We start from the raw sequence: 11,514 nt of genomic DNA, 5'->3' as shown, positions 1-11,514 counted from the left end.
TCTTCGGCCACCTCCACACCGACCACCACACCCGAACACAGCCTTGCCAAACGGCAGCGACTTGACATAGGAGAAACGTATGGATTCCTTTCACGCGCTGGTGGCCCGTCAAGATGGCGATCGGATAACCGCGTCGGTCGAGACGCTCGGCGCCTCCGATCTGCCCCCCGGGGATGTGACGATCCGGGTCCTGTATTCGAGTGCGAACTTCAAGGACGCACTGGCGCTCACGCCGGGCGGCGGCGTGGTGCGCAGCTATCCGGTCGTGCCGGGCATCGACCTCACCGGCGAGGTCGTCGAATCGCAGTCGCCGGATTTCGGCGTCGGCGACTTGGTGCTGGCCCACGGGTACCAGATCGGCACCGGCCACCACGGCGGCTACGCCGAGTACGCGCGGTTGCCGGCCGACCAGGTGGTCGCGCTGGGCTCGCTCAGTCCGCGTGACGGCGCCGCGATCGGAACCGCGGGCTTCACCGCCGCGATGAGCGTGCAAGCACTGATGGACTGGGGCATCACGCCCGAGAGCGGTTCGATCGTGGTCACCGGCGCGTCCGGCGGCGTCGGCACCGTCAGCGTCGATTTGCTGGCGGCGGCCGGCTATCACGTGGTCGCGTCCAGCGGTAAGGAAGACGCCGCCCAATTGCTGAAAGAGCTTGGTGCGGCGGAGGTTATCGGGCGGCTGCCCGCCGACCCCGACGCCAAGCCGCGGCCGCTGGCCAAGGCCCGCTGGGCGGGTGCGATCGACTGTGTCGGCGGCGCGACACTGGCCGACGTGCTCAGCACCATCGACTACGGCGGCGCCGTCGCGGCCAGCGGGCTCACCGGCGGGCCGGCCCTGCACACCACGGTGATGCCGTTCATCCTGCGGGGCGTCGCGCTGCTGGGGATGGACTCGGTGCTGATGCCGATCGCCCGCCGCCGCCAGCTGTGGGCGTTGCTGGGCGACTCGTTGCGGCCGCGGCACCTGGATGCGGTGACCAAGGACGTCGACGTCAAGGACGTCGTCGATGTGCTGGATCAGCTTCGCGCCGGCAGATTCTCGGGTCGCGCGGTGGTCCGCGTCGCCGGTGGATTCTGAGCTGGCAGTAGGCTCATCGACCATGCGCGCAGCACGGGTGACACGGCTAGACGGACCGGACGCGATCGAGATCGCCGAGATCGACGAGCCCACCGGCGATGGGATCATCGTCGACGTGCACGCCGCGGGCGCGGCTTTTCCGGACGCATTGCTCACCCGGGGCCTGTACCAGTACCGGCCCGATCCGCCGTTCGTGCTCGGCGCCGAGATCGCGGGGGTCGTCCGGTCCGCCCCGCAGGGCTGCCATGTCGGTCCGGGCGACCGGGTCGTCGGCCTGACGATGTTGACCGGCGGTATGGCCGAGGTGGCCGTGCTGTCGCCGGAGCGGGCGTTCAAGCTGCCCGACAACGTCAGCTTCGAGGCGGGTGCCGGGCTGCTGTTCAACGATCTGACGGTCTACTTCGCGCTGACCGTGCGGGGCCGGCTGCACCAGGGCGAGGCCGTGCTGGTGCACGGCGCGGCCGGCGGCATTGGGACCTCGACGCTGCGCCTGGCACCGGCACTCGGCGCGGCGCGCACCATCGCGGTCGTCAGCTCCGAGGAGAAGGCGCAGGTCGCCCTGGCGGCGGGCGCGACGGATGTGGTGCAGACCGACGGCTTCAAGGACGCGGTGAAGGAACTGACCGGCGGTCGCGGCGTCGACATGGTCGTCGACCCCGTCGGCGGCGACCGGTTCACCGATTCGCTGCGGTCCCTTGCTCCCGGCGGGCGCCTGCTGGTCGTCGGCTTCACCAGCGGGGAGATCCCCACCGTCAAGGTAAATCGATTGCTGCTGAACAACATTGACGTCGTCGGTGTGGGCTGGGGCGCCTGGACGGGCACGCACCCCGGCGCGCTGGAAGAGCAGTGGACCGGCCTCGAGCGCTTGCTCAGCTCCGGCCGGTTGGCCGCGCCGCAGCCCGAGGTCTACCCGCTGGAGGAGGCCGCCGCCGCGGTGGCGTCCATGGAGAACCGCACCGCCAAGGGCAAAGTCGTCCTGCGCATCCGTTGAGCACGACCCGCGACACGTAAACGTCTGCGACGACACGCCGCAAGACCTCGCGATGGTTTAAGCCTCGACGCAACGGCGCGGCCGCCCGCCCTTGTGCCGTGGCAAAAGAGAAACTAATGTCACTTTCAGTTTCTGACTCGACCGTCCCGCTCCACCATTCGGGAGTCACCATGGAATCCTTCGTTCACCTGCGCAAAGGCAGGACCCCGCGCCGTCTGCACGCCGATCTCGACGGACTCAAGGACGACGAACTCGGCCGCGGCGGCTTCACCGGACGGACGGCCAACATCTACCGGCGCCACGACCCGACCGCTTACCGGGCGCTCGGGCCGCTACGTCCCGTCGATGTGCTGTCCGGCGAGCTCAAGCCCGGCGACAGCATCGACGCCCACGGCGGGCCGCTGCTGATGTTCAGCAACGACGACTGCCGCATCCTGCTAAGCCGCCGCGCCGAACCGATGCCGTATTTCGTCCGCCATGTCGACGGCGACCTGCTGTGTTTCGTGCACCGAGGCGCCGGTCTGCTGCAGACGGAGTTCGGCCCGCTGCGTTACCGCGAGGGCGACTGGGTGTACCTGCCGAAGGCGTGCACCTGGCGTCAGGTGCCCGACCCCGCAACGAAGGAGGCGACGACGCTGCTGATGGTCGAGGCCACCGACGAATTTCGGGTGCCCCCGCCGGGGGCCCTGGGCCGCCACTTCCCCTTCGACCCGTCCCAGGCCACCATCCCCGAGCCCGCGCCGATCGAAGATGATGAGCGCGACGAGTACGAAGTCCGGCTCGTCCATGTCGGCGGGCCGACAACGCTGTACTACCAGCACAATCCGCTCGACGTCGAAGGATGGCGCGGCGACAACTTTGCGTTCACCTTCAACGTCGACGACTACAACGTGATCACCTCCGACAGCGTCCACCTGCCGCCAACTGTGCATCTGTTCATGCAGGCCACCGGCGTCTACGTGATGAACTTTTTGCCGCGGGCGGCGGAAAGCGTTCGGGGCACCGAGCGCACGCCGTGGTATCACCGCAACGTCGACTACGACGAGATCGCCTTCTTCCACGGTGGCTCGCTCTACGGCATCCCGATGCCCCCGGGGCTGATAACCCATGCGCCGCAAGGAGTTCACCATGGGGCCCCGGAAAAGGCGCGGGAGCGGGCACGACGCAAATTCGACGAACATTCGCGCGTCGACTGGCAGGTGATCGCGATCGACACCCGCCGCCGACTGACACCGTCGCCCGAAGTACTGGCACACGACCTGGGGCAACACTGATGAGCCACGCCGTGCGACAAACCGTCAAGCACGACTACGACCGAATCCCGTATCTGGTTGCCTTCCAGACCAATTCGACGGTCCGCGATGTGTACGGCGGGCTGGCCGAGATGACCGTGCTGGAAAGCTACCTGCTCAAGCCCAAAGACACGGCGTCGGACACCGTGCTGGTGTTCATGCACCCGATCGGTGGCGGCGCGTACCTGCCGATGATCAACGCGCTCGCACGCGCCGGGCACCATGTCATCTACTGCAACAGCCGATTCCGCGGTACGGACGCCGCTCTTCTGATGGGAAAGGTGGTCGAGGACCTGGGCGAGTGCATCAAGGACGCCAAGGGCCGGCTCGGCTACCGCAAGGTCGTGCTGGCCGGATGGAGTGGCGGCGGTTCGCTGTCGCTGTTCTACCAGCAGCAGGCCCAGCACGCGACGATCACTGCGAGCCCTACCGGCGACGGCCCCGACCTCACCAAGCTCGAACTGCCCGCCGCCGACGGCATCATGCTGCTGGCCGCCCACATCAGTCGGCACGGCACGCTGACCGAATGGCTCGACGCGTCCATCCTCGACGAATCCGACCCCACCAAGCGCGATCCCGAGCTGGATCTGTACAACCCCGCCAACCCCAACCAGCCGCCATACAGCCAGGAATTTTTGGCCCGGTACCGTCAAGCCCAGATCGATCGCAACCGCCGGATCACCGCATGGGTCAAAGAGAAGCTGGCTGAATTGAGCGCGCAGGGCCGTCCCGAAGACGAGTTCGGTTTCGTCGTGCACGGCACGATGGCCGACCCGCGGTGGCTGGACCCCAGCGTCGACCCCAACGAACGCACCCCCGGAACCTGCTACCTGGGCGACCCCCGGGTGGTGAACATGAGCCCCGTCGGGCTGGCCCGGTTCTCGACGCTGCGGGGCTGGCTGTCGCAGTGGAGCTATGACGAGGCGCGCGGCGACGGCATCGCGTGCGGTCGCGACATCACGATTCCCGCCCTGGTGATCGGCAACCTGGCCGACGACGCGTGCACCCCCAGCCATACCCGCCGGCTGTTCGATGCCCTCGGGCACCCCGACAAGGAGATGTACGAAATCCCCGGTGCGACACACTATTACGCCGGACCCCAACAGCGTGACAAGTTGCGCGAAGCCGTCAACCTCGTCTCCGATTGGCTGGTCCGCCACGATTTCGCGAGCGCGCAATGACATCCGTCGGCGACGATCCAGTCGGGGCGCCGTCCTCGTGCGGGGGACAACGCGATCCAGCGCAGCGGCGGCAAACAACACCGAGCGGACCGCTGGACGGCATCCGGGTGCTCGAGCTGGGCACCCTGATCGCGGGGCCGTTCGCCGGCCGCCAGCTCGCCGACATGGGAGCCGAGGTCATCAAGATCGAGCCGCCGGGCGCGCCGGACCCGTTGCGCACCTGGGGGCAAGCCGAATACAACGGGCACCACGTGTTTTGGACCGTGGCCGCGCGCAACAAGAAAGCGGTCACGCTGGACCTGCGCCGGCCGCGCGGCCGCGAGCTGTTCTGTGAGCTCGTCGAGAAATCCGACATCGTGGTGGAAAACTTCCGCCCGGGCACGCTGGAAAGGTGGCAGCTGGGCTACGACGTGCTCAGCGCTCGCAACCCGGGCATCATCCTGGTCCGCGTGTCCGGCTACGGGCAGACCGGACCCGACGCGCACAAGGCTGGCTACGCCTCGGTGGCCGAGGCCGCCAGTGGGCTGCGGCACCTCAACGGTTTTCCCGGCGGACCGCCGCCGCGGCTGGCCCTGTCCCTGGGCGACACCCTGGCCGGCATGTTCGGCGCCCAAGGCGCGATGGCCGCGCTGTACCGGCGCAGCGTGACCGGGCGCGGGCAGGTCGTCGACGTCGCGCTGACCGAAGCATGTCTGGCCGTCCAGGAATCCACCATTCCCGACTACGACGTCGGCGGCGTGGTGCGCGGACCGTCGGGCACCCGGCTGGACGGTATCGCGCCGTCCAACATTTACCGCAGCGCCGACGGTTCCTGGGTGGTGATTGCCGCCAATCAGGACACCGTGTTCGCCCGGCTGTGCGCGGCGATGGACCGCCCAGAGCTGGCCACCGATGACCGGTTCGCCACGCACGTCGCCCGCGGCCGCAATCAAGACGAGCTCGACAAGATCATCGGCGCCTGGGCAGCGGAGCGGCAGCCGGCCGACATCGTCGAAACCCTCAACGCCGCAGGCGTCATCGCGGGTCCCATCAACACCGTCGCGGAGGTCGTCGAAGATCCACAACTGCGGGCACGCGGCATGCTGGTCGAGCACTACGACGAACGCCTGGAGCGCAATGTCCTTGGCCCGGGCGTGGTTCCGGTGCTTTCGGAGACACCGGGCACCGTCCGCCATGCCGGTCCGGCCCGTCCCGGACAGCACAACGAGGACGTCTACGTCGGCTTACTGGGCAAGACAACCGCGCAACTCGAGCAGTGGCGCGCCGAGGGGGTGCTGTGACGCAAACCCACGTCACCATCCGCGAAGTCGGCCTGCGCGACGGGTTGCAGATCGAAACGCCGATCCCGTTGTCGGCCAAGCTGGAACTGCTGGCGGCCGTCGCCGCGACCGGCGTTCGGGAGGTGGAGGCCACCGCCTTCGTCTCCCCCACGAAGGTCCCCTCGATGGCCGATGCCGCCGAGCTGGCCACGCACCTGCACAACTATGCCGACATCGAATTCTCCGCGCTGGTCGCCAGTCCCAACGGCGCCAAGCGGGCCGTGGCCGCGGGGTTGCGCTCGATCGAGTACGTGGTGGCCGCCGACGACGCGTTCAGCACGGCCAACGTCGGGCGCACCAGCGCGGAGGCCACCGCGCAGATCGACGAGATCGTCACCATCGCGCACGCCGCCCCAGGGTCTCCGGCCACCGTCGAGGTCATCATCGCGACCGCCTGGGACTCGCCGTTCGAAGGCCCTACCCCGCCACGGCGGGTCGTCGAGATCGCCGCGGCCGCCCGGGACCGCGGCGCCGACCGCATTTCGATCGCCGACACCATCGGCACCACCACTCCCGGCCGGGTCACTGCACTGATCGCCCAGGTGCTTGAAGTGATCGGTGACCTGCCGCTGGGGGCGCACTTTCACAACACCCGCGGCGCCGGGCTGGCCAGCGCGTATGCGGCGGTTACCGCCGGAGTCACCCGGCTGGACGCCTCCGTGGGCGGGCTGGGGGGTTGCCCGTTTGCGCCGGGCGCCACCGGCAATATTGCCACCGAGGATCTGGTCTACCTGCTCACCGACAGCGGCTGCACCGTCGACGTCGACCTGCAGGCCGCGATCGCGGCCGCCGAGGTCGCGAGATCGGCTGTGGGCCATGACTTGCCGGGTGCGCTGCTGCGCGCCGGCGACCGGATCAGGAGCCGATGAGGGTGCCCACGCCCGACTCGTCGCCGGCGCTGACCTCCAAGGGTCGCCAGACCCGCCAGGCCATCGAGCAAGCCGCGCGAAAGCTGTTTGCCGAAAGGGGTTTTCACGGCACGACGCTGGCCGACATCACCTCGGCGGCGGGAAAGTCACCGGCGGTGTTCTACCGGTACTTCGCCGACAAGGAAGACCTGCTGGCCGCGCTGGCCGAGTCGTTCCTGCACGACGTCGTGGCACCATCGGGGTTGAACGTTACGCTACCGGAGTCGCCGCAGGACGACGCCTTCTTCCGTTCGGTGGTCAGCGGGTACTGGAACATCTTCAAGCAGAACATCGGCATCATGATCGCGGTCGCCCAACTGGCCACCACTCAGCAGCGGTTTGCGGCCGTGCAGAACGAGTTTCGACGGTTCGGCATGGACATCATCGCGGCGTCCGTGCTCCGCGCGCAGAAGCAGGGCTACGGCGCTGAACTCAACCCACGACATACCGCGGCGGCCATCGCGCTGCTGTTCGAGAACTTCACCACCGTTTTCGTCGGGCAGTCCGGTCTTGGATTCCAGATCAGCGACGAGGACGCCATCGCCACGTTGTCGACGGTGTGGAAGAAAACGCTCTATGGCGCGTAACCGCGAGATCGCAAGGAGATTGTAATGGATTTTACCCTCCCAGAACATCTTCCGGGCGTGCTGGCCGAGATAGACGCCTTCATCGAGGCCGAGATCAAGCCGCTGGAACGTGAGCACATCCAATACTTCGACCAGCGACGCGAATACGCGCGCACGGATTGGGACCGCGACGGCATCCCCACGTCGGCGTGGGAGGAGCTACTCGCCGAAATGCGGCGGCGCGCGGACAAGGCGGGCTGGCTGCGCTACGGGCTGCCGGCCTCGCTGGGCGGACGCGACGGCACCAACGTCGACATGGCCGTAATCCGGGAACATCTCGCGCACAAGGGGCTTGGCCTGCACAACGACCTGCAGAACGAATCCTCCATCGTGGGCAACTTTCCCCAGGTGATCATGATGGAACGGTTCGGCACCGACGAGCAGCGGCGCCAGTGGTCGGAAGCGCTGATCACCGGCGAGCGGTCGATGGCGTTCGGACTCACCGAGCCGCAGCACGGATCCGACGCGACGTGGCTGGAAACCACCGCCCGGCTCGATGGCGACAGCTGGGTGATCAACGGCGCCAAGCGGTTCAACACCGGGGTGCACCGCGCCACCCACGACCTGATCTTCGCCCGCACCTCCGGCGAGCCGGGGCAAGCCCGCGGCATCACCGCTTTTTTGGTCCCCACCGACACGCCAGGATTCCGGGTCCCCTACTACTGGTGGACCTTCAACATGCCCACCGACCACGGCGAGGTCGAGTTGACCGACGTGCGAATACCCGCCGACGCCGTCCTCGGGGAGGTCGACCGCGGCCTGGAAGTCGCGCAAACATTCCTGCACGAGAACCGGATTCGTCAGGCCGCCAGCAGCCTGGGCGCCGCGCAATACTGTATCGACCGGGCCGCCGAATATGCGGCCAAGCGGACGGTGTTCGGTAAGCCGCTGTCGGTCAACCAGGCCGTGCAATGGCCGCTGGCCGAGCTGCAGACCGAGGCCCAGATGGTACGGCTACTGGTGCAATACGCGGCCTGGCACCTAGACCGCGACCACCACATGGAGGTGTCGGACAAGGTGTCGATGGCCAACTATCGCGCCAACCGCCTGGTCTGCGACGCCGCCGACCGCGCCATGCAGGTGTACGGCGGACTCGGCTACAGCCGGCACGAACAGTTCGAGCACATCTACCGTCATCACCGCCGCTACCGGATCACCGAGGGGGCCGAGGAGATTCAGATCCGCCGAGTGGCGCAGCGGCTGTTCAAGTTTGGCAAGCAATGACCGCGGATCTGGATGCCAAGCTAGTCGCGGTGCTTGCGCCGGTTCTCGGTGCGGACACCGCGATCGAGAACCTGCGCGCCCTGACCGGCGGCGCCAGCCGCACCACGTGGGCTTTCGACGCGGTCACCGGTGCGCAGCGCCGGGCACTGATCCTGCGTACCGGACCTCCCGACGACGTGCATGCCGGCATGGAGCTGGAAGCCCGGTCCCAGGCTGCCGCTGCCGCTGCCGGTGCGCCGGTCCCCCACATCCTCGTCGCCCAGGATTCGGTTGCCGCCCTTGGTAATCCGTTCCTCATCTGCGACGAGATCAAGGGCGAGACCATTGTCCGTCGGATCCAGCGTCAACTCGAAGCCGGTGACGGGCACGCACGCCGAACCGAGTTGCTCCGGCAATGCGCGCAGGCGCTGGCCGCCATTCATCGCGCCGACGTGGACATTCCCGGGCTGGACTATCAGGACCAGCTCGAGGAATACCGCGCGCGTCTCGACGCGATGAACGACACCACGGCCACCTTCGAGTGGGCTTTTCGCTGGCTGGCCGCCCATCGGCCGGCACCGTCGGCACCGGTACTGGTGCACGGGGACTACCGGATGGGGAATCTGATCGTGGACGGATTCCACTTGGCCGCCGTGCTCGACTGGGAGCTGGTGCACCGCGGCGAGGCCTACGAAGACCTGGCGTGGTTCTGCATTCGTGCCTGGCGGTTCGGCGCCCCGGCCAGCCTGGGGGCCGGCGGCCTGGGCAGCATCGAGAGATTCGTCCGCGAATACGAGCAAGCCAGCGCGACAACCGTCGACCGGGTGACGCTGCACTGGTGGCTGGTGTTGGCGACGCTGCGCTGGGGTGTCATCTGTCGCTTCCAGGCGGAGCGGCACCTCAGCGGTCAGTCGCGCTCGGTCGAGTTGGCCACGATCGGCCGCCGCGTCTGCGAGACGGAATGGGACATCCTCAACCTCCTCGAAGCGCCCGGTGACGATGCGCGCCGCGCAGCGGCGCGAGGAGGAGGCGGGCAATCAGGGGAGATGCCGTGATGATCGGTGCGTATGGCCGCCCGCTGGCGGCCGAACTGGTGGCCGCGGTGGCCGAATTTTTGGAGACCGACGTCCGCGCGGCGACCAGCGGACAGGTCAACTTTCACGCCCGAGTGGCGGCCAACGCCCTGCGCATCGTCGAGCGCGAGCTGCTCGACGAGAGCGAAGCCGAGTCGCGTGCCGCGCTGGCCGCGCTGGGCTTCACCGACGAGCAGCAACTCGCCGCGGCGATCCGGGCCGGTGACCTCGACGCCCGAGCCGGTGACGTGCTGGCCGGCCTGCGGACCCTGGTTCGCAATCGGTTGGCGGTTGCCCATCCCGGATACGACAGCGAATAGGAGGCCATCATGACCGCTGTCACCGCCGCGGTCGTCGCCGAGACGGCCGACCGGCTGTTCGCCTCGATCACACGCGGCGACAAGGCCGCGGTCGAACGGCTGTGGAGCGAGGACATTGCGGTGTGGCGGGCAGGCGCCGGCCCTGATCCCCTCCGGACGGACGACAAGGCCCGAGCGCTGCGGGTCATCGACTGGTTCATCACGGCGACCGCCGCCCGCCGCTATGAGATCCTCGACCGCCGCTTCTTCGAGGACGGGGCGGTCAGCGGCTTTGTCCAGCAACACATCCTGCACGCCACGGGTCATGCCGGCCGGACGATCTCGATGCGGGTGTGCATCGTGATCAGGGTGGGCGCAAACGGTCTGATCGAGCGGATCGACGAGTACTTCGACCCGGCCCAGATCGCGCCGCTGATCGGCTGACGAACGACCACCGGCCCCCGAACCCGCTCGAAATCCAGTGGTCTCCCCAATGAACGCGGCGTAGCACCAGTAGCATCTGCACCGTGTCCGAAGCCACCATCGCTCTGCGGATCCTGGTTTACAGCGACAACCCCAATACCCGCGAAGAGGTGAAGCGCGCCCTCGGCAAACAACTGCACCCCGACCTGCCGGAGCTGAACTACGTCGAGGTGGCGACCGGACCGATGGTGATCCGCACGATGGACAAGGGCGGCATCGACCTGGCCATCCTGGACGGCGAGGCCACGCCGGTTGGCGGTATGGGCATCGCCAAACAGCTCAAAGATGAACTCGAGTCCTGCCCGCCGATCGTGGTGCTCACCGGGCGGGCCGACGACGCGTGGCTGGCGCGATGGTCGCGGGCCGAGGCCTCGGTGCCGCATCCCATCGACCCGATTGTGCTGGGCCGTACCGTGCTCGGGTTGCTTCGCGCGCCCGCCGCCTGACGCCGACGACCTGCTCCTTCCCGGCGCCTTCAGGGCGCCGTATTCGGCCTGCCGGAAAAACGTGCCCGATCTCACACCGAGAACGCCGGTTTAGCACCACCCGGGCCACATAGCGTTGCTGGCTCACGCTATGTTGAAGATCACTGTGACGGGCAACAGTCCGGTTCGTCACAGCAGCCCGGTCGCCGCCTGGTCGCTTGTAGGCGGCCCAAAACGACGGATCTTGGAGCGAGTTGAACGTCTACATACCCATCCTGGTACTAGGCGGAATCGCCACCGCCTTCGCTGTGGGTTCGGTCGGAATCGCGAGCATCGCCGGCCCGTCGCGGTACAACAAATCGAAGCTGGCCGCCTACGAGTGTGGAATCGAGCCGACCGAGACGTCGGTCAGCGGCCCGCACGCCACGCCCGGGCAGCGCTTTCCGGTGAAGTACTACCTGACCGCGATGCTTTTCATCGTCTTCGACATCGAGATCGTTTTCCTCTACCCCTGGGCCGTCAGCTTTGACGCGTTGGGGGTGTTTGCCCTTGTGGAGATGGTGGTGTTCATGCTCACGGTCTTCGTGGCGTACGCATATGTGTGGCGCCGCGGCGGCCTGACGTGGGATTGAGGTA

Annotated in this window: 13 protein-coding genes; all 13 read left to right on the top strand. The window is 67.7% G+C overall.

Going from position 1 to position 11,514, the window contains the following annotated elements:
- The first annotated feature begins 79 nt into the window (after positions 1-79).
- The 13 genes from AWC25_RS06620 (at position 80) to AWC25_RS06560 (ending at position 11,510) form a co-directional block, all read left to right on the top strand.
- The gene (locus AWC25_RS06620; RefSeq protein ID WP_069400188.1) at positions 80-1,078 is read left to right on the top strand and encodes an acrylyl-CoA reductase family protein; all 999 of its coding nucleotides are present in this window, start codon (positions 80-82) and stop codon (positions 1,076-1,078) included.
- 22 nt (positions 1,079-1,100) lie between these two features.
- A complete protein-coding gene (locus AWC25_RS06615; protein ID WP_069400189.1) occupies positions 1,101-2,069 on the top strand; it encodes an NADPH:quinone oxidoreductase family protein in 969 nt (322 codons plus the stop codon).
- Between the two features lie 170 nt (positions 2,070-2,239).
- Positions 2,240-3,343: a homogentisate 1,2-dioxygenase gene (locus AWC25_RS06610; RefSeq protein ID WP_085166517.1), complete on the top strand. Its 1,104-nt coding sequence runs from the start codon at positions 2,240-2,242 to the stop codon at positions 3,341-3,343.
- On the top strand, positions 3,343-4,542 hold the full coding sequence (locus AWC25_RS06605; protein WP_085166516.1) for an alpha/beta hydrolase: 1,200 nt from the start codon (positions 3,343-3,345) through the stop codon (positions 4,540-4,542). The genes AWC25_RS06610 and AWC25_RS06605 overlap by 1 nt, the downstream gene beginning before the upstream one ends.
- Positions 4,539-5,822 (top strand): CaiB/BaiF CoA transferase family protein, encoded by a 1,284-nt coding sequence (locus tag AWC25_RS06600; RefSeq protein WP_085166515.1) that lies wholly within the window; start codon positions 4,539-4,541, stop codon positions 5,820-5,822. Before AWC25_RS06605 ends, AWC25_RS06600 begins: the two co-directional genes overlap by 4 nt.
- The gene (locus tag AWC25_RS06595; RefSeq protein WP_085166514.1) at positions 5,819-6,730 is read left to right on the top strand and encodes a hydroxymethylglutaryl-CoA lyase; all 912 of its coding nucleotides are present in this window, start codon (positions 5,819-5,821) and stop codon (positions 6,728-6,730) included. The genes AWC25_RS06600 and AWC25_RS06595 overlap by 4 nt, the downstream gene beginning before the upstream one ends.
- The gene (locus tag AWC25_RS06590; RefSeq protein ID WP_085166513.1) at positions 6,727-7,356 is read left to right on the top strand and encodes a TetR/AcrR family transcriptional regulator; all 630 of its coding nucleotides are present in this window, start codon (positions 6,727-6,729) and stop codon (positions 7,354-7,356) included. Before AWC25_RS06595 ends, AWC25_RS06590 begins: the two co-directional genes overlap by 4 nt.
- A gap of 24 nt (positions 7,357-7,380) precedes the next feature.
- On the top strand, positions 7,381-8,619 hold the full coding sequence (locus AWC25_RS06585; protein WP_085166512.1) for an acyl-CoA dehydrogenase family protein: 1,239 nt from the start codon (positions 7,381-7,383) through the stop codon (positions 8,617-8,619).
- Positions 8,616-9,653 carry a phosphotransferase family protein gene (locus tag AWC25_RS06580; RefSeq protein ID WP_069400195.1) on the top strand — a complete coding sequence of 346 codons (1,038 nt, stop codon included), beginning with the start codon at positions 8,616-8,618 and terminating at the stop codon, positions 9,651-9,653. The genes AWC25_RS06585 and AWC25_RS06580 overlap by 4 nt, the downstream gene beginning before the upstream one ends.
- The gene (locus AWC25_RS06575; protein ID WP_069400281.1) at positions 9,653-9,991 is read left to right on the top strand and encodes a DUF6285 domain-containing protein; all 339 of its coding nucleotides are present in this window, start codon (positions 9,653-9,655) and stop codon (positions 9,989-9,991) included. The genes AWC25_RS06580 and AWC25_RS06575 overlap by 1 nt, the downstream gene beginning before the upstream one ends.
- A gap of 9 nt (positions 9,992-10,000) precedes the next feature.
- Positions 10,001-10,414: a nuclear transport factor 2 family protein gene (locus AWC25_RS06570; protein WP_069400196.1), complete on the top strand. Its 414-nt coding sequence runs from the start codon at positions 10,001-10,003 to the stop codon at positions 10,412-10,414.
- Positions 10,415-10,497: 83 nt separating this feature from the next.
- Positions 10,498-10,899, top strand: a complete 402-nt coding sequence (locus tag AWC25_RS06565) for an Rv3143 family two-component system response regulator (RefSeq protein ID WP_085166511.1) — start codon at positions 10,498-10,500, stop codon at positions 10,897-10,899.
- Between the two features lie 233 nt (positions 10,900-11,132).
- A complete protein-coding gene (locus tag AWC25_RS06560; protein WP_044510284.1) occupies positions 11,133-11,510 on the top strand; it encodes an NADH-quinone oxidoreductase subunit A in 378 nt (125 codons plus the stop codon).
- Positions 11,511-11,514: the final 4 nt, after the last annotated feature.

This window comes from Mycobacterium sherrisii (genome assembly GCF_002102355.1).
Lineage (GTDB): Bacteria > Actinomycetota > Actinomycetes > Mycobacteriales > Mycobacteriaceae > Mycobacterium > Mycobacterium sherrisii.
Note: the sequence above shows the minus strand (reverse complement) of the source record. Positions and strands in the feature narration are given on the sequence as shown.

Coding starts and splice junctions, on each gene's coding strand:
- AWC25_RS06620 (WP_069400188.1), top strand. CDS start 80: ATGGATTCCTTTCACGCGCTGGTGGCCCGTCAAGATGGCGATCGGATA.
- AWC25_RS06615 (WP_069400189.1), top strand. CDS start 1,101: ATGCGCGCAGCACGGGTGACACGGCTAGACGGACCGGACGCGATCGAG.
- AWC25_RS06610 (WP_085166517.1), top strand. CDS start 2,240: ATGGAATCCTTCGTTCACCTGCGCAAAGGCAGGACCCCGCGCCGTCTG.
- AWC25_RS06605 (WP_085166516.1), top strand. CDS start 3,343: ATGAGCCACGCCGTGCGACAAACCGTCAAGCACGACTACGACCGAATC.
- AWC25_RS06600 (WP_085166515.1), top strand. CDS start 4,539: ATGACATCCGTCGGCGACGATCCAGTCGGGGCGCCGTCCTCGTGCGGG.
- AWC25_RS06590 (WP_085166513.1), top strand. CDS start 6,727: ATGAGGGTGCCCACGCCCGACTCGTCGCCGGCGCTGACCTCCAAGGGT.
- AWC25_RS06585 (WP_085166512.1), top strand. CDS start 7,381: ATGGATTTTACCCTCCCAGAACATCTTCCGGGCGTGCTGGCCGAGATA.
- AWC25_RS06580 (WP_069400195.1), top strand. CDS start 8,616: ATGACCGCGGATCTGGATGCCAAGCTAGTCGCGGTGCTTGCGCCGGTT.
- AWC25_RS06575 (WP_069400281.1), top strand. CDS start 9,653: ATGATCGGTGCGTATGGCCGCCCGCTGGCGGCCGAACTGGTGGCCGCG.
- AWC25_RS06570 (WP_069400196.1), top strand. CDS start 10,001: ATGACCGCTGTCACCGCCGCGGTCGTCGCCGAGACGGCCGACCGGCTG.